Below are 20,460 nucleotides of genomic sequence, written 5' to 3'. Positions count from 1 at the left end.
TCTGGAGTTGGCGTGTCCGACCGTTTTCAAGACAAATTCAAGATGCACGGTGCGATGAGCGCCACGTTGGTCAAGGCGGACGGCTCGGTTGAGCTGACGCACAAGGACAACATCATCGTCAACGTCGGCTTTGACCTGATCGCAGACGCGATCGGCCGTGCCAGCGGGCGACCTGCCGTGCTCAGTCACATTGGCGTCGGTGCGGGCACCGCTGCACCGTTGCCCGCCGACACCACGTTGGTGAGCCAGATCGAGCGCTTGGTCGCCACCTACGCGCACACCGCCGGCACGAAGACCTTCACGTTCACCTCCGTGTTCAATCCCGGGGTGGCGACGGGCGCCATCACCGAAGCGGGCGTCTTCAATGCAGCGACCAACGGCACCATGCTTGATCGCGTGACTTTCCCGGTGGTGAATAAGGGCGCCGACGATACGCTGACGGTCGTGTTCACCTTTACGATGAGCTAATAGTCAGCGCTGAGTAATGACGGCATCGGTAAGCGTCGCGGAGGGACAAGCCTACACGTGGGAGACCGCGGGGTTCGCTTGGGACGATGCCGTCATGGGCGACCGCGAAGTGCAGTCTCTGGCGGTGCTCTCCTACACGGCGTCCGCCGCGACATCGTTGCGAGTTGCCGAAGGTCGCGGGCTGTCGACTGTGCTTCGGCGTGCCGAAGCCTTCGGCGTATATGGCGTGACTCGCAAATCGGCGGCCGTTCAATTCCTAGAAGGGCTTGCCTTCAAGGATCGGGCAACCCGGCAAGCTGAGAAATCAGTTTTTGAGCTTTTGTCGCTCGCTGAATCGCCGGCGCTGAATGCCACGGTGGCTGCGTCCGAAGCGCTCGGCGTTGCAAGCGCGCAAAGCAAAGGCTTCGAGAAGGCTCCCCACGAAGCCCTGGCGCTGAATGATGGATTGGACCGCACGGCCGACTTCGCCCGTGAGTTCAGCCAGGCGCTTCAGATCGCCGGTCGGGTCGAAAAGGGTGCTGTCCTGCTCAAGGACAAAGATGGCTTCGGCATCTCCGACGCGTATACCAAGCACGTCGCCATCGACAGCAGACGCTCCCTGAGCATCGGGGAAACCTACACCGATCTGATCGGCTTCATGCTCAGCTTTGTTGAGACGTTCTCCATTGCTGAGCGCAAGGCGAACGAGGTGGTTCTGCCGTTTGCCGATTCGTTTGGGGTTGCCGACGGAGGCGCGCGAAATCTCGCCAAGGCGGTGTTGCGCGATCTGCAGATTGGCGAGCGGTTTGGTCGCACATCCGACTTTACGCTGAGGCTGTTCCAGCTCATTTATATGGGCAGCGCCTGGCATCGCCAGTCGACGCTCACGAAAAATGAATACCTGGGCGTGGCGAGCAAGTCTGTCCGTGCGATTCGCAAAGATGTGCGACGAGCTCTGAGCTTCTATGAGCAGTTCAGCAAGACGATGACGTTCCGGCGCTACCTGGACGAGCGCTTCTCCCTGGCGGAGGCGGGCAAGCGCAACGTCAAGCTGTCGGTGAGCGAGTTCGTCACGATCTACGACGGCATCCGCCGTGCAGCGGACATGATCGTCAGCGACATGATCTTGTCCACCGAGATCATTGACGAAGCTGGGTTCGCCAATCTCGTCGCCTACGGAAACGTGCCGGGCTATGAGCGCTGGCGCGACTTCATTCCTGGCGACTACGAGTATCGCGAGGCGATGTTCCGCACCGTGATCGAGAGCAAGAACTCGGACCGCGGGATGCTCGCCAGCATGCAGGTCACCGTAGACATCCCCGACCTCGTCGAACGCGGCAGCACATCAGTAAATGTCCCCGCCGTTGGCGGAATCGTCACCTTCCAACGCAAGTTCCACATCGTGCCCGAAATCACGATGGCGATCCGCGGCGGCGTCGGCGCGCCCGCCGTTCCCCGAATCACATCCGTCTCGACAGAAGGCTTCACGTTCGTGCTGGAGGACGCCCGAGAAGGGACGTTCACGACCGGCGTCGCAACGTGGGCCGCACACGGCTACTAAAAGATGGCATTCCAAGATATTCCCAAGACTACCGCGGTTCGGGATTCGCTGAGCATTCTGCTCGACAACGACCGAAGCGCGCACGAGCTTGCTGGCGCAGCTATTCCCAAGGCAGAAAAGGGCGCTGCGGAAGGCGTGGCGACGCTGGACAAAGACGGTCGGCATCTTAGTGAGCAATTGCCGCTGGCTGCCCTGTTGCCGACGGCAACTCACGATCTCAACACTTACACCGCGCCTGGAGCTTTCTACCAGGGCGCCGTCGCGGCAGCCACGCTTGAAAGTAACTACCCGGTGGCGAACGTCTCGGGGTTCCTTCTTGTGGACACCTATGGGACGGCTACGCTCCAGCAGTTCAGCACCCGCAATGCGCCCTACCAACAGTTTTGGCGCATCAAGACCGGCGCTACCGCTTGGTCGGCGTGGAAAGAGGGCGTCGATCACACCACCGGTTTGATGTTCCAGGGGGTCATGGCGGCGTCCCAGGACCTGAACACTTACACGCAACGCGGCGTGTGGATCATTGCGTCCTCCGGCGTTGCGGGCGGGGGCACCAATTTTCCGATCGGTCAGTCGGGCACGCTGATCGTCTACTCGGCCGGATACCCTGGCGGCACGTCCGCCACCGGCGCGAACCAGATTTACATCGCCAGCAACTCCAACCTGCAGTTCTTCCGTTCCCTGGTAGGAGGCACGTGGTCCGGCTGGGAACGGTTCGCCACGCTCAGCTCGACCGGCCGGCTACCGGCCGAGCAAGCGCCCTCGACGATTCTGCTGCCCACCACCGCTCACAGCCTGGACGACATTCGCACCGCCGGCGTGTATGCGCAGAACGCTACCGCTGGCGCTGTGGCAGGGACCAGCTACCCAGCGCCGTTCGCCGGCCTGCTGGAGGTCCACGGCCCTGAAGGCGTGGCCGCTGCGAATCTGCTGTGGCAGGAATACACGGTGTATGGCGTGGAGGGCGGGTCGCCTGTGGGCTTCGGAGGCCGGCGCTACTGGCGTTCGTGCTCCAACCGGACCAACGGTAACTGGGGGCCGTGGCGGGAGGTGGCCCGCACCAGCGACGTCATGACCCATACGTTCCTGACCGCAGCGACGGACGCCAACACGCTGACGGCGGACAATACGTTTTACACGTGGACCGCTTCGGCCGCGGTAGGCGCCAACTTCCCGACCTTTTCGACGAATTGGGCATCCGCTGGATTTATGCGCGTCTATTACGGCGCGTCGACGCAGGTAAGCCAGGAGCTAACCCTTCTGGTAACGGGCCAGAAGCCGCGCACGTTCTTCCGCTTCGGAAACAGCGCGAACAACACGTGGCAATCGTGGAAATCCACCAGCGCATGGAGCACCAGCACCGGGCTTCCCACCACCGATTGCGGCGACATCTATGTCGATGGCCTTGGATGGCACAACTGGGACTCGGCCACGTCAAGCTATCTGCCAATGAGCACTGCGCTCGAGAAAAAGGGCGGCGTAATCAATGGCGCCCTGACCGTCGGCGGCGGTCTCGCCGTTTCAGGTTTGTCCAACTTGAACGGAAGCGTGGCAATCGCGAGTGCTGCCGGCGCGTCCATCCGGCTGACACAGCTTGGCACCATGGAGAACACGCTGCGAGTTTCGGGCGTGGGATTCGACGTGGTGAACAACGGCTACTCTGCGGTCAACATGTCAGTGCGCAACTCCAACGGTGACGGGATCTTCCGCGGCTCGGTGTATGCAAACAATGGTGGCGCTGCACTTTCGGGGGATGGAAACGTTAACGGCACGCTTTGGGGCGGCTGGCTTTCGACTTGGCTCAGCAGCCAACTGAACGCGCGGCCGATGCGAGATGGCACCTCATTTGTGGGCTTTGCAAGCAACGACATTCGCTCGCCCTACATGAAGCATGATCCGACCGGCGCGATCGTTACTCTGATCCGGAACCTGAGCGGCGTTTATAGCGTGCGCAGGTTGAACGGTTATCTGGAGTATGACACCGACGCGGGTGTAATCGGCACCAACTACTTCGTTTCCGATGCGCGAACCAAGCGCGATATCGCGCCTTCGAAGGTGAGCGCCACCAACGTTGTTGACAAGCTGAGCTTCTATTCCTTCAGGTTCAAGGAAGGCGCGGAAGGAAAGGGGAATGACCCCACAAAGGTCCATCAACTCGGAGTGCTCGCGCAGGACATCCAAAAGATCGATCCTGCCTACGTTGAGGAGCTATCGGACGGAACCCTGCAGCCGAATACCTGGAACTTGCTCACTCTCGCCCTGAAAGCGCTGCAAGAGGCCAACGCCCGTATCACCATCCTGGAGAAGCGCCTTGCAATCTGATATTACTCAAGCTGAAGCCATAGAGTCCGGAGTGTCTGGCGCCGAACCCACGGAGTCCAGTGTGAATCCTCCCGAAATGCCGGCACTTCCTGAGCTGCCGGCGGCGGAACCTATCGATCTTCCGCCGCTGGATCCACCTTCATTCGAGCCCGTGGTTCCTCCCGTGGAGACGTTCGAGCTACTGAAGGCCCGGAAGATTGCCTCGTTCAGCCTTGCCGCCCAGGAGGCGTCCGCTCCATTTCTCGCTCAGTATCCCGATATTGAGCGCGCGACATGGTCTCAGCAGATTGTGGAAGCATATCGCTGGCTCGAAAGCCCAGCCGGCCCCTTCCCTATGTGCGAGCAAATTAATGCGCGGCGCGGCCTGACGATCGATGAATTTATGCGACGAACCGCAGCAAAGGTCGTCATGTTTGAGCGTATCGCCGCCCTGATTGTCGGGGAGCGTCAGCGCCTTGAAGATGCAGTCAACGAACTCGTTGAAGACTCCCCCTCGAGTCGCGCCGCGTTGGACGCGCTGTCCTGGACCGTTACTCCGGAAGAGCTCGTAGCCGCAACGCTGGGCGAATAACTCAATGCAAAAATTTACCCAAATCCAGTCGACTCAGTCGATCCAATCTTCGCTGCCGCTGCTGATGGGCAACGCGCGCACGGCAATCTCATGCAGCTCGGGCTCCGCATTCCCAACAAGCAATCTCGAGATCGGCATGCTGTGCTATCGCACGGACCTGCTGAAACTCTACATTCTTCGGGATTCGACTCCCACCTGGGGTCTGATTGCCGACCTGTCCGCATCGAATAGCGCGAGCGTGGCGGAGACGCTTCGAAACGTGCTCATTCGCGGCGCCTCGGGCAACGACGGCGGCGCGCTGCTGCTCGCTAAGCCCGAATCGGGCAACACGCTTGCCAGCCACGTCCAGATTGCCGTCAAGGGTGACAGGCTGCTGATTCGCGACAATGGTTCGGGGAAAGGCTTCTACTTGGACATGGCGAAGGGCGCTGCGAGTGCCGCGCAGCAAATCTGGCACTCCGGCAACATGGGTGCGAACTCGGGGTTAGACGCCGATAAGCTGCGAGGCGCGACCACCGGCAATGCTGAGGGAAATATCCCGCTGAGCAACCGGACCATGAACACCGGTCTAAACGCGGAGCTGCTGGGCGGGGTTACCCGCGACTTCTTCGCTCCGATCACATCACCCAACTTTAAGGTGGCAGCCTACGCCCCGACCGCGGCCGTGGGCACCAACACCACCCACATCGCGACGTGTGCCTTCGTGCAGTCGGCACTGGGGACGGTGGATCTGAGCTCCCGCCTTGCACTGTCCGGCGGCCAGATGTATGGAAACCTGCACATTTCCTCCGGGCTGCTGTGGCTCTTTGGCTACAACGGCAACAGCAACGCGAGCGTGATCCTGATGAACGCGGCTCAAAGCCGCTACCTGATGTTCGACGGCACCAACTACGTGATGCCGAACTCGAACCTGTATGTGAACGGCGGTTTGGTGTGGACGTCGGCGAACGTCGGCACGCCGATCGTCGCCCCGTATGGCGTTTACACGGGCGACCAGGGTGTCATTTACGAGTCGGGCCCGTCCGGCACCTATGTTGTTCCCCTTCGCACCGGTATCGAAACCTTCCGTTCTGGAAACGCTCTTGCCGCGCGCGCAGTGATTGTGAATTGCAAGAACTGCTTGGCGCAGAACTGCAACTGCGCATCGTGCTTCCTCGAGGGCACGATGGTTCTCATGGCGGACGGCACGGAGAAGGAAATCAGCACGATCAAGGCCGGCGACCGTGTGCAAGGTCCGACGGGCCCCTGGACGGTCGACTACCTCTACAAGCCCATGCTGGGCAGCCACCGCGAGATTTATCGCTTCCGTGACGGGAGCCTCGCGTGGTCCGCCGAGCACCCGCTATGGGCGAAAGCGCCCTCTGGCGATCAATGGTGGTGGTCGGTAGACCCGGACTGCTGGCGCGCGGAAGTCGCCGGCGGCCATATCGTCGGCTTGTTCGATAACGGCAGCTTGCTCGAAGGGCCGGGGCATCAGTTCGCGCACGTGGGCAAGCTGTGGGCGGACTGCCAACCCGAGGTGGTCAAGGGCTTCCCGCCCAATACCGAGCTCTACCTGCCCATCGCCGCTGACGGCGACCGGATCCTCATCGTCAACGGCTACCTGGTGGCCGCGGGAATGGACCAGTGGCGGTATGACTACTCCCAGTTTGAATGGGACGAAACCAAGGCGGCGAAGATCCGCGAATCGATCCGCGCAGCCCGGGAGAAGGCATGAGCACGCACATCATCATTCAAAGCACGCGCCACCAGGAGCGTCCCGAGGCGATGGAGGGCGTCGTAGAGATCGTCGCCGCCGACGGCCGGGTCCGGTTTCACCGTGAACGTGACGGAAAGCGCGCGACGCTCACGCTCAACCCGGACTTGCACTTCAAGCCCTGGGCGATCGGCTCGATCTACTACAGCGCGTATGGCGAGTTCCACTACGTGGACGACCTGGCCGAGAACCGCGACAAGGACGCCTTCATGCGCTCGCAATACGCATGCCGCGAAGGTGTGCTGATCGAGGTTGGCTGGGGCGCGACGCGGGCGGACTGTGCGGTGGTCAGCTTTGTCGAGACGCTCTACGAGGGCAAGGACGCACTTTCGATCGACCGTGTTGATCGCACCGCGGGGCTGGTGAACGATGTGATTCCGGGCTTTGCCGCGCAGCGCCTGAGCTACGCGAACGCGCGCCGTGAGCTGCTGAAGCGCATCTCGCCCCTCGACAGCATCGGCGAGCTCGAGAAGCAGGTGGACCTGCTGACCGGTCTGGTCCTGCAGCTTATGCGGCAGAAAAGCGCGAAGGCGGGCGCTCCGGCCTGGCTGGCGGAGTTCGAGGAAGCCATTGAGCAGACGTCCTCTGTCAAAGGTATGACGCCCGAAGAGAGCATTGCGGCGATCAAGGCCACCAAAGGCAATCTGCGCGACGCGCTCGCCAACTACCACCTGAACAAGAAGCTCCAGTGATCTTCACGCTGAAGGCCCGGCGCGCCGCGGACGGCGCGCTCGCCACCTTTCTCTACGACAACCAGACGAGCGCGCTGACCTTCGAGGACGGCTCGCCCGTCCCGGTGAAGCCGTTCAACGAGGTGCCGGACTGCATGGCGCCGGCTGTGCCGTTCTCCAAGATGGAACCGCGCGGCAAGTCGAGCGCCCCTCGGACCCTGAAGATCCAGTTGGGCCTGTCATGCAACTACGCCTGCGACTACTGCAGCCAGCGGTTTGTGCCCCACGCGGACGAGACCTCTCGCAAGCACATCGCGCCATTCCTGGATAGCCTCAGCCAGTGGATGACTGCGGCGCCTACCCGAATTGAGTTCTGGGGTGGGGAGCCGCTGGTCTACATCAAGACGCTTGTCCCGCTTGCTGAGGCGCTGCGCGAGCGGTTCCCGGACGCCATGTTTTCGACCATCACCAACGGGTCGCTCTTGACGCCTGATCTCAATGAGTGGTTTGACCGGATGGGCTTTCACATCGCGATCAGCCATGACGGGCCGGGGCAGCACGTGCGCGGGCCCGATCCTCTGGATGTGCCGGCGCAGCGCGCCGCGATCCTGGATCTCTATCAGCGCCTGGCGCCAGGTCATCGAATCAGCTTCAACGCGATGATTCACCGGGAGAACCTGGACCGCGAAGCGCTTCAGGCATTCTTCATCGCACTGACGGGCGACGAGAACGTGCCGATCGGCGAGGGCGCTGTCATCGACGCCTATGACGAAGCCGGGCGCAGCAACGGGCTGAACACCCTGCAGGAGCAGGTCTACCTACGCCGCAAGACCATCGACCAGCTCCAGCGCGGCACGATCCAGAATTTTGCGGTGGTGTGGTCGCGCGTAACGGACTGGATGGACTCGATCGCGCACGGCCGGCCTGCCGCGGTGCTGGGCACCAAATGCGGCATGGAGCACCCCAGCACCATAGTGGTAGACCTCAAGGGCAACGTGGTCACGTGCCAGAACGTCTCGGCGGAATCGATCGCGCCTAACGGCGTGAGCCACAAGCTCGGGCACGTCAGCGATATTGGGGGTGTCAGCCTCGCCACGTCGACGCACTGGTCGCGCCGGCCCCACTGCGGGGGATGCCCTGTTGTGCAGGCTTGCAAGGGCAATTGCATGTTCCTGGAAGGAGAGAACTTCTGGCGCTCCTGCGACAACTCCTACTCCGATAACGTGCCGTTTTTTGCCTTTGCGATTGAAGTCATGACTGACTTCCTGCCATATCGGATTGAGGGCGGCAACATCCCGGAAGGACGGCGGGATATCTGGGGTAATGCTCTTGGGGAAGTCAACCTCCCCATCCGTCGGCGCGTCATCGCAATAAAAGCCGAAAAATAATCAGCGACGACTATATTTTCAGATCCGCATCGGCTACTATTTACATCTTCTTACATTTGAAGTAGATGAGCGTAAACAGTGTCCGACAACCAAGCCCTGGCAGCGCGAATTGACGCACTCAACGACGCGATGGCAGGAATGCGGTCGGTGCTAGAGAAGGTGGCCGATGCGGTAGTTCGCCTGGCTGTGCTGGAGGAGAAGCACGCCAATGCGACCAGCATGATTCGCAGGCTGCACGACCGGACGGACGAATTCGACGCCCGGATCACGAAGCTCGAGACGTCCTCCATACAGCTCAACACGGCAGTCGCCACGCTGACCAAAGTCGGCAAGGTGTTCTGGGCCGTCTGTGGCGGCGCGGTCATCGCAATCGCGGTGGGCGTTATCAAGTGGGCGTTCGGCGTGGTGGGGGTTAGCCCATGAACGGCATCACCCTGGAGCAGTTCTTCATGGGGCGCGACAAGCAGTATGCCGCCCAGTTGACGCCCGAGTTTCGAGCAAACGCCGCCGAGACGGTTCTTCGCGCGAATGCGCTGCTCACGCTCTTCTTCTTCCTGAACCCGGCCGCAAAGGCCCGCAAGGTGAATTCTGGCTGGCGCCCGCCGGCCGTCAACGCCGCCACCAAGGGTGCTGCGGCGCTCTCCAAGCACATGACCTGCCAAGCGGTCGACCTGTCCGACCCGGACGGCGAGCTCGATGCCTGGCTCATGACAGAGGCAGGGCAGGACGCCCTGATCGATATCGGCCTGTGGATGGAGCACCCCAACGCGACGCCGCGCTGGGCCCACGTCCAAACCTTGCCGCCGCGCTCGGGCCGGCGCGTCTTCATGCCCTAAAGGGAGTCGCATGCACATCAAAGACCTGATTTCGGACGACAAGGATCCGACCAAGCTGAGCCACACCAAGCTGTGGTCGAACGTCGCGCACGCCGTCGCAACCATCGTGTTCGTCAAGCAAGCGTGGGCCGGCACGCTCGATTACGACATTTGGCTGATCTACCTGGGCATCGTGGGCGCTCAGGGCGTCTCCCAAGCGTTCCTGGCGCGCGCTGCCGCGAAGGACGGGCCCGTCAAATGATCCCCGCCTTCTTCAAAAGCAATGTCGTGATCGCCATCGGAACTCTGTTGGTTGCCGCGGCGCTCTTCGCGCTTGGCTATGGCCTTGGGGTCAACTCCGAGAGGGGCCGGGTCAGGGAGCAGAAGCTCACCGACGTCGCCGCCGCACGTGCCCAGGACGCGACGCAGGTCGTGCTCAACCAGGGGATCGAACGCGACCTCGCCAAGACGATCGGATCCATCAACGACTCGACGCGGAACGTCGCGCTTCACGTCACCTTCATCCAGCCCATCGGCAGGGAAGACCAAAGTGCAAAACCTCAACCTCCTGGCGCGCAAGGCACTTGCAGCGCTGACCCTTACCTGTCTGTTGACGCTGTCCGCATGCTCAACCACGCCCGAGGTTACGGAGCCGCTCCTGAACCCGCCCGCGACGGCGATGCAGCGGCCCGCCCCGGTTCCAGCGCTCAGCGTTGAAAGTCTCGATGCCGCTGACGGGGCGCAATCGTCAAAGGTTCCCGTGTCCCAACTGATCCGCGAAGACATTCTGCTTGCCGGCGCTTACCGCGCCCTGGCGATCCGAACGAACGCGCTGATCGACTGGGTCGAGAACGAAATGAAGAAGCAGCGCGCCCGCATGCAGGCAGAGCCCTAGTTTTTCACTCACCCAAACGGCGGTAATTGCAATGGGAAAGCACCAATTTTCGCGGAAGCCCGAGCCCAAGACGTTCAGGAAGGCGTCCGGCGGCCGGCCCCAGTATGAGCACGAGCAGGATTTCGGCTACGACCGGCCGATTCCTCCCATCCGGGCCTCCGCCGAGCCCCTGGTCGCGCAAACTGAGAAGCAGCGGGACTACATGCGGGCCATCGAGCACTACGACGTGGTCTTCGGCATGGGTCCGGCTGGCACCGGCAAGACCTACGTGGCCGGTGCCAAGGCGGTCGAACTGCTGCTGCGCGACAGCAACCCCTTTGAAAAGATCATCATCACGCGCCCCGCGGTGGACGCCGGCGAGTCTTTCGGCTTCCTGCCGGGCGAGATCGAAGACAAGTATGAGCCTTACATCGCCGCCTTCCGCGATGTGCTCAACGAGCGCCTGGGCAAGGGCTGCGTCGACTACTACCTGAAGGCGGGCAAGATCGAGGGCATGCCGTTTGCCTTCATGCGCGGCCGCACCTTCAAGAATTGCATCGTCGTGCTGGACGAGGCCCAGAACGCAACCCCTGAGCAGATGAAGCTCTTTCTGACCCGGGTGGGCCAGAACTGCAAGGTCATCATCAACGGTGACGAGTCGCAGAAAGACATTCACAACTCCGGGTTCGCGGATGCCGCGGCCCGCGTGGGTCACATTCCCTGCGTCAAGGTTGTGCGCTTCAACCGCAACGAGATTATCCGCTCCGGGTTCGTCTCTGAAGTGGTTCAGGCGTATGAAATGCCGGCTTCGGCTCCGTCGCTTCACTAGGTGTTGCAGGCATTTACTAGGGGAGTTCTCCGCTCCCTTAGTAAATAGCACCTCCCAAACCTAAGATGTTAGTTGTAGCTATAAATTCTTCCGCGTGAGGACATGGATGGGCCCCGAATATTTCGGTCAGAACATTACCCGAGACGATAGCTGGCTGCTGGAGCTGGCAAATATCGACGAGGAGCTGCGGATCGAGGAGCCCTCTTTGCTCACCACGCGATGGTTCGACTACCGCCACCTGTTGCCCGCCCAGGCGACCTATCTCTTCGTTCACTTCTACGATCAGGTCTATCGTGAGTTCTATGCAATGCAGCGCGACTACCGGGACGCCGAACGCGTCAAGGTCTTGCGAGCCGAAGACGTCTTCAAGTCATCCGAACTCGTTGCATTCTGGCGTGCCCGCCAGGCCGCGGACCGGCTCGGCTGCCGCTACGACTTCTTCTTGCGCTTTGCCTTCAAGCAGTGTCACGAGCGAGGCTGGAACTACCTACCCCGGCCCAACCAGCTATACGGCGAGGCGCTGTGCCTTGACTGCGCGGACGCCTGGGCAGAGCTCAAGCAGGCAAGTCTGCAGCTCGCCAAGCACGCCCGGTTCAAGGTCGAGAGCTTTACCGGCCATCCTGACCAGCTCGCCTATCAGAAATACCTGATCGAGCAGGTGAAGGCACGTGAGCACGCACACCACGCTCTGAATCGTCTGATCGTTCGAGAACGTGTGCTGACCGCCGAGGTCGCATCTTCACACTTTGACCCCGACGTGCTGAAGCGCGCCCTTATTTAACCCTTTGCGCTAATCAGCGCTGATCTACATCCATTTTTGGAGTTTCTTGTGAGCTACGGCCACCAAAGCAATCCCGACGTCATCCGCCAAGAGCAACTCGCCGAAGGGCGCCGCATGGAGGGCACGCTGACCGCAAGTCAGTCGCGCCGCCCGACCCCGCAGCCTTCGCCGGAGACGCGACGCGAACCCACACTGCGCAACGCGCCGGCCAAGCGCAAAGGCCCCACGGGACACGACGCAGTCCTGACGCACTTCCAGAACAAGAACGCCCAGGTGATTATCAAGCTCGCCTCCGGCCACACGGTGCAGGGCACCATCTTCGGCAAGGACAAGTTCACCATCACGGTGCTGCATGCCGGTGGCCGCGAGACCATCTACAAGCATGCGATCGACAGCTTCATGGAAGTGGTCGACAAGCCCGCCGACGTCACGGAGCACTGATATGACGGCACTTGCAATGGCTGAAGCCCCGGCTGTCGAGGAAGAGCTCCTGCCTGCAAGCGCTTCGATGGCGGACCTCACGGCGGGGTCGCCCGCCAGTGAGCGCTACGTGTTTGACGAAGCCTTCCAGGCGAAGATCGCGGCTCTGTGCCTGCGTGACCCGACCTTCGTGGGCCGCGTCGAGGGGCTGATCCGCCCGGAATACTTCGAAAGCTCGGCTCACGCGGCCTTGGTGAATATCGCCAATCGCTACTACGAGAAGTATCGGAAGATTCCGGGTGATCGAACCACGCTGACCGCGCTTATCCGCCACGACGTGGTCAAGAAGGTGCTTCAGGAAGAGCACGTGAGGGGCATCGTCGCGGCGCTTCGGGACCGCGACCCGGCCGCCTTGGCTGCCGGCGCAGAGCCTGGCCTTTTTCAGGTGGACATCTCCGACCGCGATCTGGTGGTCGAGGAAGTCGCGACCTTCGCGCGGCACCAGGCCGTGAGCAACGCGCTGCTGGAATCGGTCGACCTGATCGAGAAGCGGGACTTTGAGGCCGTCGAGAAGCGCATGAAGGTCGCGCTGGACACCGGCGCGCACAGCGAAATGGGCCTGTATGACTACGGCGCCATGATCGAGAACCGGACCCGCGACCGCCGCGACCGGGCCTCGGGCAAGCTGGCGCCCACCGGCATCACCACGGGCGACCCCGAGCTGGACAAGCTGCTGTATCACCGCGGCTGGGGCCGGCGCGAGCTGTCCGTGCTGATGGGGCCTGCCAAGGCGGGCAAGACGTCGGCGCTATTGGACTTTGGCATCAAGGCGTGCGGCAGCGCCTACAAATACAACGTCCTTTACGTGACGCTGGAAGTGTCTGCGGACATCATTTCGCAGCGCATCGACGCCAACGTCTCGGACACGACCATGTCCGATCTGGACCGCATGCCCGGGAGCGTCGAGGCCGAGGTCAAGCGCTACATGGCGGACGCCGGGAAATTCATCGTTCAGGAATTCCCGACCGGCCAGATGCGGGTGTCGGACCTGCGCCGTCTCATCGAGCGGTTCAAATCCAAGGGCATCGTGTTCGATCTGGTGGTGGTCGACTACGCCGACCTGATGCAGCCCGAGCGCACGACCGACAGCGCCATCGAGAACTCGAAGGCGGTCTACGTCAACCTCCGCGGCTTGGCAATGGTGGAGAACTTCGCGATCCTGACCGCGACCCAGACCAATCGGGAAGGGGCGAAGAAGGCCGTCGCGACCATGACGGACGTCGCGGACGACTTCAACAAGATCCGCATCGCCGACATTGTCATTTCCATCAACAAAACCGAGGAAGAACGCAAGCTGAAGGAAGCCCGTCTGCACTTCGCCGCGTGCCGGAACCAGGAAGGTGGGTTCACCGTGCGCATCCGACAGGTTCCCGAGAAGATGAAGTTCAACGTCGAAAACTTGGGCACCGACTAGCCCCCAGCAATCCAATCCCGGTATCGCACTGCACCACATGGCGCGGTGTGATACCGCATCACACTATGTCAGACGACCTGAAGGAAGTGCTCGAGAAGCTGGACATTGGCTCCTATCTCGACCGCGAAGGAATCGATTACCGCGAGTCGCACGGCTCGTCCGGCGCGCAGCTAAACGTGCGCGAATGCCCCGCGTGCGGCGGATCCAAGTGGAAGGTCTTCCTGAACGCCGAGAGCGGCCTCGGGAACTGCTTTCATGGCTCGTGCGAGGCCAAGTTCAACAAGTTCTCGTTCATCCGGGCGCACACGGCCTTGGCCGGCCGCGAGCTCGTGGAGCACATCAAGCTCGTGGGCGCAGAGATGGGCTGGAGGCCGCCGCGCAAGTCGGTCAAGACCACAACGCGCGGCACGCTTGAGCTGCCTGCCACGTTCCCCATTCCGACGAATGGGCGCAACCTGTCCTACCTCGAGAACCGCGGCATCACGATTCCGATCGCCCAATACTTCGGCCTGCGCTTCTGCGCCCGGGGGAAGTTCTGGTATGTCCAGGACGGTGAAGCGCGCTGCCAGGTCTACGACAACCGGGTCATCATTCCGGTCTTCGACATTGACGGCAATCTGGTCAGCTTCCAGGGCCGCGACATTACCGGCACTGCCGAGAAAAAATACCTGTTCCCGAACGGCTTTGCGTCGACGGGCGAGCACCTTTTCAACGCGCACAACGTCGTGGATTGCCGGCACGTCCTGGTGGGCGAGGGCGCCTTCGACGTGGCAGCCCAGAAGATCGCGCTCGACGGAGATTCGGAGCTTCGCGACGTGGTGCCCATCGGCACTTTCGGCAAACACGTCGCCCTCAATCAGTTGGCACGCTTTCGGACGCTGCAAGAGCGCGGGGTCACCCATGTCACGTTCATGTGGGATGGCGAGCCCCAGGCAGTGAGGGATGCGGTCACGGCGGGCTTGCAACTGGTCGGGATCGGGCTGAAGGTGCGCATCGCCATCCTGCCGGACGGAAAAGACCCGAACGAGGTGCCGGCCGAAGTTGTGCGACGTGCCTTCTACACCGCTCAGGCTCTGACGAAGGCGACGGCGCCAAAGATCCTCCTGAATTACGCCCGCGCGCGATAGTCAGCGCTGAGTAGGTAAGCCAAGCGCTCACGCCCATCATTTAGCTATCACAAGGGGATCACCCATGAATGAATTTTTAGTCAGGCAGGCGCATGCCGTTCACGACGGCGGAACGAAGTTCTACGCCGTATACGAGATCACCTGCGGGCATCGGCGCGCCGTCCTTTGTCACTGGGGACCGGTAAGTGTCTCGCGTCGACCCAGCGACGGCGGTGCGCACCAGCTTCACCCAAACGCTTCCGAAAAAAAGATGGAAAGCGAGATCACCCGCAAGAGCAGGAGCGGATACCGCGATTGGAGGCGCAGCCAGCCCCTTCCTTACGACGCGGTCCAACTGAAGGAACTGATCGGAATCAACGCAATGGAAAGGGTGATCGTCACGTTTGCCGACGAGCACGAAGAGGAGGCCCGTTGGGAGCCCTTGGAGCCCGAAGAGTCCGTCACCTGTGAAACCGCCGCAGATGAATCCTGGGGGAGCTGGTAATGGAGACCGCAATGACCACCGAATTTCACCCGCCGGCGGCATCCGCCTGCGGCAAGAAGAACGCCTTTCACCATCGCTGCGCGAAGGTGGGGCACAGCCGGGCGTATGCGGCCTGCCTCTGGATTCTCGACCGGGCAGCCGCGCGAGAACTGAACTCCAACTACTCGACTTGCTCGGCCGCCATCAGTGACCGCGGCTGTCCCGCGCTCTCGATGCGTCAAGAGGAAGAGCTGAAGGGCCAGGCCATCTATTTCACGCCCAGCCACGTCGTCGCTACTGGCGCACCCGCCGCACCCCGGCCTGCACCCCAGGCTCCCACCGCTTCCCGGCCGGCGTCGCCGCCAAAGAAGGCAGCAGGGCCGGGCCTCGCGGTGGTGGGGACGATAGCTGACGCAATCAACAACTACGTCGCGGCCGGCGCGGCCTCGATCGCATCGCCGCTGGCGGAGTGCGCGAAGCGCTTTGAAGGCGTCGACCTCCCGCGCGCATTCACCAATTTCCCCCGACCTGGCGAAAGCCCGCTCGAATTTGCTCGCCGCCTGGCGAGCGCCAAACCCCAACTGGAGCAGTAAATGCAGGACAACAACGCAGCAACCCAAACGCCGGCCACCGAAGACCAGAACGCGAGCATGCGCCTGGAGGTGGTCCACGAGCACCTGGCTTGCCTGGAGAAAGAGATCGGCGAGGCGTATCTGAAGGCGATCTCGGCCGGCGCCTCGCCCCTGGATGTGTTGCAAGTCGGCATCGCGCACAGCGCGCAGATGCTCACCGCCTTGGGCATCGAGAACGGAAACGACCAGGAGGCGATCCAGGGCGTCTACACCCAGATCACCGGCCACATCGGCAAGGTCATCATCGGCGATCGCTTCCCAGCCATCGAGCAAGGCATCAAGCACTTCCGCGACAACCTGGAAGGCGCCATCGCTCAGGCCAAGCCCGAGGGTCAGGCAGAAGAAGGGGTTCCCGCGCAATGATGAGCTCCACCGACATCCTCCTGGCCGTCGAGACGATCGCCGGCCACTCGGGCAAGCTCGACAAGCAGCGGCTCGTTGCCTCGTATGGCGCGTTCGACGAATTCAAGCGCGTGCTCGTCGCCGCCCTGGATCCGTTTGTCACCTACGGCATTCGCCAAGTCCCCGACCGCACCAGCCCGGCCGCTGATGGCTGGGAGTGGGGCGAGGACGAGTGGCTGCTGCTCGACGATCTCGCCACGCGCAAGCTGACGGGCAACGCCGCGCGCGACCGCATCGCCGCCACGATGAATGCCCTGAACGCTTCGTCCGCCGAACTGCTCAAGCGCGTCATCCTGAAAGACCTGCGCGCCGGCTTCAGTGAGGAGACCGTCAACAAGGCGTTCAAGGGCCTGATCAAGACGTTCCCCTACATGCGCTGCTCGCTGCCCAAGGACGCCGACCTGCCGGCCTGGGACTGGGCTGGCGGTGTGGTCTCCCAGCAGAAGGCGGACGGCATGTTCGTCAACGTCGACCGGGAAGGCGACCGCGTGCGCTTCTCCAGCCGCCAGGGCAAGGACATCGACCAGGCGCAGTTCCCGGACCTGGCAGCGCTGGCAATCGCTCTGCTGGCGCCCGACACCCAGACCCACGGCGAGCTCCTGGTCGAGCGCGACAAGAAGGAGCTGCCGCGCGAGATTGGCAACGGCATGCTGAACAAGATCGCCCAGGGCGGCGGGCTCGAGCCCGGTTGCCGGGTCGTGCTGCGGGTCTGGGACCAGATCCCCGCGTCCGCGGTCGTGCCGAAGGGCAAGCACGCAGTGCCTTACAAGCAGCGTCTGCGCAGTCTGGGTCAGCAGCTTGCTGTGAATCGCCAGAGCGATGGCCTGCTCGCGCTGATCGACACCCGCATCGTCTACTCGATGGAGGAGGCGTTCGCCCACTACCGCCAGTATCTCGCCCAGGGCAAAGAAGGCACCGTCCTGAAGAAGATGACCGCGATCTGGCGCGACGGCACCAGCAAGGAGCAGATCAAGCTGAAGCTGGAAGCCGAAGTCGATCTGGTGGTCCGCGGCATCGTGCCGGGCAAGGCGAACACCAAGAACGAAGGGCGTGCAGGGTCGCTTGCGTGCGAGTCCGCCTGCGGGCGCCTGAAGACCGACGTCACCGTCAAGAACGAGGCGATGCGCGATGACGTCGATGCGAACCCGAACTCCTGGATCGACAGCATCATCAAGGTGAAGGCGAACTCGATCATGGCGCCGTCGGCCAGCAGCGATTTCTATTCGCTCTTTCTGCCCCGCATGACCGAAGCGTGCTTCCGCACCGACAAGCACGTCGCGGACACCCTCGAGCAGGTGCAGGCGCAATTCGACGCTGCGGTCGCCGCGGCATAACCCCCAAGCCGAACCACACTGCATAAAGTGGTGCGGTTCGGTATCACACAACACGACATGAAACGCGAAAACGAGAAGACCATCGGCGAAATGCGCGCCGACAGCCCGTTCCCCTGGACGGTCGTAGATTTCGGGATGGGGCACATGGACCTGGTCGATGCCAACGGCGTCGTCGTCCCTCTGCTGCGGACACTGGCGCTGGTGACGACCATCACCGCGCACATGGCGACGCAGCAGGGGCAAAAGGAGGGCGCCGAGACCCAGGAGGCTGCGGCATGAAAAAGCTTCTGAGCTTTCTCGGTCGGCTCCTGTTCAGGCCCGAGCCCACCCCGGACCCGCGTTCGATGGTTCTGGAGATTGCGCATTCCATGCGCACGACGCCGGAGCTGTGGCAAGAGCAAGGGTTCACACTCGTGCGCACCGTGGGGCCGCTCGTCATTTTCCGCAACGTGCTGATCGTCGACGGCAAACTCATCGACCTGACGACAGACGAGTTTCGTGAACTGATCGCCGCGCGCACGCACTGGAGGGTCACCACCAAGTTGCGGAACCGCTCGCTTTCACGGGTGCGACAGGACGAGTGGCACCGCGCGCATTCGCGCCTCCCCACGTTGAGGACCAAGCCCTGACTTGTCACTGCATGATTTGACCTTCGAACCCCGGCCGCGCGCCGGGGTTTTCTTTTGCGCATTGCAAGCGCTGAGCAAAGGGCGCGGCCCAAGTTGTAAGTCGCCGCTGAGAAAAACGGGAAAGCCTGGGCACGGTATAGACCGAGCGGGCACAAAAAAGGACCAAAGAAATTTGGTCCAATCTTGGTCCACGCAGCGTGGGAAAACTCGGGAATTGCCGTTGTTAGCTGGGACTTGATGTGCTTGAAATCATTCAGGAAAAAGCCTGAATTCAACGCCAATTTCGCATTGCGAACGCGACGCTCTCCCAGCTGAGCTACCGCCCCAAAGCCTCGAAAGGCTCACAATTACCGCTAAGTAATCAATAACTTAGCAGATGATGCGATAATACACGATCATTTAATCCGTCGTCAATTTTGATTGTTGGTCCAATTTTGGTCCACACGCAAAAATAACTGCGAATCTTGGTCCACGGCATCGTCGTGGCCCAGCATCATAGACGAAAAACCCGCGCAGAGGGAGCGAAAATCATGGCTGACTTTACCAAGCGGGGTGACCTGCAATGGCGCGCGCGCGTCAGGCGGCGCGGCCACCCAACGCAGTCAGCCACGTTTGAGACGCGCGCGGAGGCGGAGGCCTGGGCCCGGGACGTCGAGTCCAAGATGGACAAGGGCAGCTTCAAGGACAAGTCGGCGCTCAAGGGCAAGCTGTTCGGGGAGCTTCTGAAGAAGTATCGGCTCGAGGTGACGCCTGGCAAGAAGGGCGCCAAGAAGGAGGGATACCTCATCAAGCAACTTGAGGCGACCGAGCTGGCGAAGATGGAAGTCGCCAAGATCGAGCCCGCGGACATTCGGGATTACCGCAATGCGCGACTGGAAGATGTGACGGGCTCCACGGTGATCCGGGCGCTCAATGTGCTGTCGGTGGTCTTCAACCACGCGATTTCTGAATGGTCGGAATACCGCGGCCTCACGAACCCGGTGTCCACGGTTGCGCACCCCAAGAAGAACAAGGCGCGCACCCGGCGCTACGCCCCGGGCGAGATGGAGGCGATCATCGCGGAGACGCGCTCGCCGGTGCTGCCCGACCTCATCCCGGTCGCGGTGGACACGACCATGCGCCGCAGCGAAATGGTCAACCTTGTCTGGGCGGACGTTCTCTTCAAGACGGACACGATCGTCCTCTACGACACGAAGAACGGGGAAGGGCGCACCGTCCCGATGACGCCGCGGGTCAAGGAGATCCTGTGGCGGCGCAAGGAGGCGGCCGGCGGGGCGAAGGCGACTGGAAAGGTGTTCCCGGTTCAGCCCGACTCGGTGACGCAGGCGTTTGGGCGGGCGCGGGACCGCGCCAGAGAGAAATACGTGAAAGCGTGCCTGGCGCGGGGGAAGGAGCCGAACCCGAAGCTGTTTGTCGACCTGGCGCTGCACGACTCGCGCCACGAGGGCACGAGCCGGCTATTCGAGAAGCACGGGTTCAACATCATGGAGGCCGCGTCGGTGACGGGCCACAAGGATCTGCGGATGCTCAGGCGCTACACGCACCTGGACACGCAAAGACTGGCCGAACGGCTCAAGAAGACAGGTTAGCCAGGCGCGCGGCGCGCTCTTTTGCCTCGCGTTTGGTGGGGCGCCCAGGGCCGCGCCGCTTCTCCAGAACGGGCGCGGGGGCCGGCTCTTCCTGCTTTGGCGCCTGGGAGATGGGCTCGCCGCCCTCCAGATGCACGATCAGATCGTGGATCGCGACCACAGGCTTTTTGCCCGTCGTCCCGGAGTAGGACACGCGAACAGGGAACTTGCTGAGTGCGTGCATGTTGTAGGCCGTCTTCGGCGCCATGCCAAGGGCGACGCCGGCTTCGACCAGGGTGAGGTAGAGCCTGCCCGGAAATTGGGCGAGAACGAGTTCACGGGGAGTCATGATGTCCGACTTGCAAAAGGATGCGCGAAGTATACAAATGTTAGTCAGCG

25 protein-coding genes are annotated in these 20,460 nt (G+C 62.1%); 24 read left to right on the top strand and 1 reads right to left on the bottom strand.

Annotated features, from left to right (window positions below):
- Positions 1 to 12: 12 nt before the first annotated feature.
- From ACNPP0_RS27515 to ACNPP0_RS27400, 24 genes are all read left to right on the top strand, one after another.
- On the top strand, positions 13 to 468 hold the full coding sequence (locus tag ACNPP0_RS27515) for a hypothetical protein (protein WP_448707644.1): 456 nt from the start codon (positions 13 to 15) through the stop codon (positions 466 to 468).
- Positions 469 to 562: 94 nt separating this feature from the next.
- Complete coding sequence (locus ACNPP0_RS27510) at positions 563 to 2,008, top strand: hypothetical protein (protein WP_448707643.1); 1,446 nt, start codon at positions 563 to 565, stop codon at positions 2,006 to 2,008.
- 3 nt (positions 2,009 to 2,011) lie between these two features.
- Positions 2,012 to 4,327 (top strand): pyocin knob domain-containing S74 family peptidase, encoded by a 2,316-nt coding sequence (locus ACNPP0_RS27505; RefSeq protein ID WP_448707642.1) that lies wholly within the window; start codon positions 2,012 to 2,014, stop codon positions 4,325 to 4,327.
- Positions 4,317 to 4,898 carry a hypothetical protein gene (locus tag ACNPP0_RS27500; protein ID WP_448707641.1) on the top strand — a complete coding sequence of 194 codons (582 nt, stop codon included), beginning with the start codon at positions 4,317 to 4,319 and terminating at the stop codon, positions 4,896 to 4,898. The genes ACNPP0_RS27505 and ACNPP0_RS27500 overlap by 11 nt, the downstream gene beginning before the upstream one ends.
- Before the next feature lie 4 nt (positions 4,899 to 4,902).
- Positions 4,903 to 6,615 (top strand): Hint domain-containing protein, encoded by a 1,713-nt coding sequence (locus tag ACNPP0_RS27495; protein WP_448707640.1) that lies wholly within the window; start codon positions 4,903 to 4,905, stop codon positions 6,613 to 6,615.
- The gene (locus ACNPP0_RS27490) at positions 6,612 to 7,346 is read left to right on the top strand and encodes a hypothetical protein (RefSeq protein WP_448707639.1); all 735 of its coding nucleotides are present in this window, start codon (positions 6,612 to 6,614) and stop codon (positions 7,344 to 7,346) included. The genes ACNPP0_RS27495 and ACNPP0_RS27490 overlap by 4 nt, the downstream gene beginning before the upstream one ends.
- The gene (locus ACNPP0_RS27485; protein WP_448707638.1) at positions 7,343 to 8,713 is read left to right on the top strand and encodes a radical SAM protein; all 1,371 of its coding nucleotides are present in this window, start codon (positions 7,343 to 7,345) and stop codon (positions 8,711 to 8,713) included. Before ACNPP0_RS27490 ends, ACNPP0_RS27485 begins: the two co-directional genes overlap by 4 nt.
- Positions 8,714 to 8,791: 78 nt before the next feature.
- A complete protein-coding gene (locus tag ACNPP0_RS27480) occupies positions 8,792 to 9,136 on the top strand; it encodes a hypothetical protein (protein WP_448707637.1) in 345 nt (114 codons plus the stop codon).
- Positions 9,133 to 9,549 carry a D-Ala-D-Ala carboxypeptidase family metallohydrolase gene (locus ACNPP0_RS27475; RefSeq protein ID WP_448707636.1) on the top strand — a complete coding sequence of 139 codons (417 nt, stop codon included), beginning with the start codon at positions 9,133 to 9,135 and terminating at the stop codon, positions 9,547 to 9,549. The genes ACNPP0_RS27480 and ACNPP0_RS27475 overlap by 4 nt, the downstream gene beginning before the upstream one ends.
- Before the next feature lie 10 nt (positions 9,550 to 9,559).
- Complete coding sequence (locus ACNPP0_RS27470) at positions 9,560 to 9,790, top strand: hypothetical protein (RefSeq protein ID WP_448707635.1); 231 nt, start codon at positions 9,560 to 9,562, stop codon at positions 9,788 to 9,790.
- Positions 9,787 to 10,245 carry a hypothetical protein gene (locus tag ACNPP0_RS27465; protein ID WP_448707634.1) on the top strand — a complete coding sequence of 153 codons (459 nt, stop codon included), beginning with the start codon at positions 9,787 to 9,789 and terminating at the stop codon, positions 10,243 to 10,245. The genes ACNPP0_RS27470 and ACNPP0_RS27465 overlap by 4 nt, the downstream gene beginning before the upstream one ends.
- Before the next feature lie 43 nt (positions 10,246 to 10,288).
- Positions 10,289 to 10,423 carry a hypothetical protein gene (locus tag ACNPP0_RS27460; protein WP_448707633.1) on the top strand — a complete coding sequence of 45 codons (135 nt, stop codon included), beginning with the start codon at positions 10,289 to 10,291 and terminating at the stop codon, positions 10,421 to 10,423.
- A 31-nt stretch (positions 10,424 to 10,454) separates the two neighbouring features.
- Entirely contained in the window at positions 10,455 to 11,231 is a 777-nt protein-coding gene (locus tag ACNPP0_RS27455) for a PhoH family protein (protein ID WP_448707632.1), read from the top strand.
- A gap of 106 nt (positions 11,232 to 11,337) precedes the next feature.
- A complete protein-coding gene (locus ACNPP0_RS27450) occupies positions 11,338 to 12,012 on the top strand; it encodes a hypothetical protein (protein ID WP_448707631.1) in 675 nt (224 codons plus the stop codon).
- 48 nt (positions 12,013 to 12,060) lie between these two features.
- Entirely contained in the window at positions 12,061 to 12,453 is a 393-nt protein-coding gene (locus ACNPP0_RS27445) for an RNA chaperone Hfq (protein WP_448707630.1), read from the top strand.
- Between the two features lies 1 nt (position 12,454).
- A complete protein-coding gene (locus tag ACNPP0_RS27440; RefSeq protein ID WP_448707629.1) occupies positions 12,455 to 13,906 on the top strand; it encodes a DnaB-like helicase C-terminal domain-containing protein in 1,452 nt (483 codons plus the stop codon).
- 65 nt (positions 13,907 to 13,971) lie between these two features.
- Positions 13,972 to 15,033: a hypothetical protein gene (locus ACNPP0_RS27435; RefSeq protein WP_448707628.1), complete on the top strand. Its 1,062-nt coding sequence runs from the start codon at positions 13,972 to 13,974 to the stop codon at positions 15,031 to 15,033.
- A 64-nt stretch (positions 15,034 to 15,097) separates the two neighbouring features.
- Entirely contained in the window at positions 15,098 to 15,517 is a 420-nt protein-coding gene (locus ACNPP0_RS27430; RefSeq protein WP_448707627.1) for a hypothetical protein, read from the top strand.
- An 11-nt stretch (positions 15,518 to 15,528) separates the two neighbouring features.
- The gene (locus ACNPP0_RS27425) at positions 15,529 to 16,089 is read left to right on the top strand and encodes a hypothetical protein (RefSeq protein WP_448707626.1); all 561 of its coding nucleotides are present in this window, start codon (positions 15,529 to 15,531) and stop codon (positions 16,087 to 16,089) included.
- Positions 16,090 to 16,491 carry a hypothetical protein gene (locus ACNPP0_RS27420; protein ID WP_448707625.1) on the top strand — a complete coding sequence of 134 codons (402 nt, stop codon included), beginning with the start codon at positions 16,090 to 16,092 and terminating at the stop codon, positions 16,489 to 16,491.
- Positions 16,488 to 17,864, top strand: a complete 1,377-nt coding sequence (locus ACNPP0_RS27415; RefSeq protein WP_448707624.1) for an ATP-dependent DNA ligase — start codon at positions 16,488 to 16,490, stop codon at positions 17,862 to 17,864. Before ACNPP0_RS27420 ends, ACNPP0_RS27415 begins: the two co-directional genes overlap by 4 nt.
- Positions 17,865 to 17,921: 57 nt before the next feature.
- Positions 17,922 to 18,143, top strand: a complete 222-nt coding sequence (locus ACNPP0_RS27410) for a hypothetical protein (RefSeq protein ID WP_313065445.1) — start codon at positions 17,922 to 17,924, stop codon at positions 18,141 to 18,143.
- Positions 18,140 to 18,493, top strand: coding sequence for a hypothetical protein (locus ACNPP0_RS27405; RefSeq protein ID WP_448707623.1), 354 nt, complete (start codon positions 18,140 to 18,142; stop codon positions 18,491 to 18,493). Before ACNPP0_RS27410 ends, ACNPP0_RS27405 begins: the two co-directional genes overlap by 4 nt.
- Positions 18,494 to 19,023: 530 nt before the next feature.
- Positions 19,024 to 20,082: a tyrosine-type recombinase/integrase gene (locus tag ACNPP0_RS27400; protein ID WP_448707622.1), complete on the top strand. Its 1,059-nt coding sequence runs from the start codon at positions 19,024 to 19,026 to the stop codon at positions 20,080 to 20,082.
- Here ACNPP0_RS27400 and ACNPP0_RS27395 read toward each other — a convergent pair.
- The gene (locus tag ACNPP0_RS27395) at positions 20,066 to 20,410 is read right to left on the bottom strand and encodes a hypothetical protein (protein ID WP_448707621.1); all 345 of its coding nucleotides are present in this window, start codon (positions 20,408 to 20,410) and stop codon (positions 20,066 to 20,068) included. The genes ACNPP0_RS27400 and ACNPP0_RS27395 overlap by 17 nt on opposite strands.
- Positions 20,411 to 20,460 lie beyond the last annotated feature (50 nt).

It is taken from the genome of Achromobacter semiaridum, from assembly GCF_053543755.1.
Note: the sequence above shows the minus strand (reverse complement) of the source record. Positions and strands in the feature narration are given on the sequence as shown.

What these genes read in the sequence shown, in the direction of transcription:
- ACNPP0_RS27400 (WP_448707622.1), top strand. Translation starts at nt 19,024, where the DNA reads ATGGCTGACTTTACCAAGCGGGGTGACCTGCAATGGCGCGCGCGCGTC.
- ACNPP0_RS27415 (WP_448707624.1), top strand. Translation starts at nt 16,488, where the DNA reads ATGATGAGCTCCACCGACATCCTCCTGGCCGTCGAGACGATCGCCGGC.
- ACNPP0_RS27490 (WP_448707639.1), top strand. Translation starts at nt 6,612, where the DNA reads ATGAGCACGCACATCATCATTCAAAGCACGCGCCACCAGGAGCGTCCC.
- ACNPP0_RS27470 (WP_448707635.1), top strand. Translation starts at nt 9,560, where the DNA reads ATGCACATCAAAGACCTGATTTCGGACGACAAGGATCCGACCAAGCTG.
- ACNPP0_RS27475 (WP_448707636.1), top strand. Translation starts at nt 9,133, where the DNA reads ATGAACGGCATCACCCTGGAGCAGTTCTTCATGGGGCGCGACAAGCAG.
- ACNPP0_RS27450 (WP_448707631.1), top strand. Translation starts at nt 11,338, where the DNA reads ATGGGCCCCGAATATTTCGGTCAGAACATTACCCGAGACGATAGCTGG.
- ACNPP0_RS27410 (WP_313065445.1), top strand. Translation starts at nt 17,922, where the DNA reads ATGAAACGCGAAAACGAGAAGACCATCGGCGAAATGCGCGCCGACAGC.
- ACNPP0_RS27425 (WP_448707626.1), top strand. Translation starts at nt 15,529, where the DNA reads ATGACCACCGAATTTCACCCGCCGGCGGCATCCGCCTGCGGCAAGAAG.
- ACNPP0_RS27395 (WP_448707621.1), bottom strand. Translation starts at nt 20,410, where the DNA reads ATGACTCCCCGTGAACTCGTTCTCGCCCAATTTCCGGGCAGGCTCTAC.
- ACNPP0_RS27405 (WP_448707623.1), top strand. Translation starts at nt 18,140, where the DNA reads ATGAAAAAGCTTCTGAGCTTTCTCGGTCGGCTCCTGTTCAGGCCCGAG.
- ACNPP0_RS27440 (WP_448707629.1), top strand. Translation starts at nt 12,455, where the DNA reads ATGACGGCACTTGCAATGGCTGAAGCCCCGGCTGTCGAGGAAGAGCTC.
- ACNPP0_RS27455 (WP_448707632.1), top strand. Translation starts at nt 10,455, where the DNA reads ATGGGAAAGCACCAATTTTCGCGGAAGCCCGAGCCCAAGACGTTCAGG.
- ACNPP0_RS27435 (WP_448707628.1), top strand. Translation starts at nt 13,972, where the DNA reads ATGTCAGACGACCTGAAGGAAGTGCTCGAGAAGCTGGACATTGGCTCC.
- ACNPP0_RS27495 (WP_448707640.1), top strand. Translation starts at nt 4,903, where the DNA reads ATGCAAAAATTTACCCAAATCCAGTCGACTCAGTCGATCCAATCTTCG.
- ACNPP0_RS27465 (WP_448707634.1), top strand. Translation starts at nt 9,787, where the DNA reads ATGATCCCCGCCTTCTTCAAAAGCAATGTCGTGATCGCCATCGGAACT.
- ACNPP0_RS27510 (WP_448707643.1), top strand. Translation starts at nt 563, where the DNA reads ATGGGCGACCGCGAAGTGCAGTCTCTGGCGGTGCTCTCCTACACGGCG.
- ACNPP0_RS27505 (WP_448707642.1), top strand. Translation starts at nt 2,012, where the DNA reads ATGGCATTCCAAGATATTCCCAAGACTACCGCGGTTCGGGATTCGCTG.
- ACNPP0_RS27430 (WP_448707627.1), top strand. Translation starts at nt 15,098, where the DNA reads ATGAATGAATTTTTAGTCAGGCAGGCGCATGCCGTTCACGACGGCGGA.
- ACNPP0_RS27420 (WP_448707625.1), top strand. Translation starts at nt 16,090, where the DNA reads ATGCAGGACAACAACGCAGCAACCCAAACGCCGGCCACCGAAGACCAG.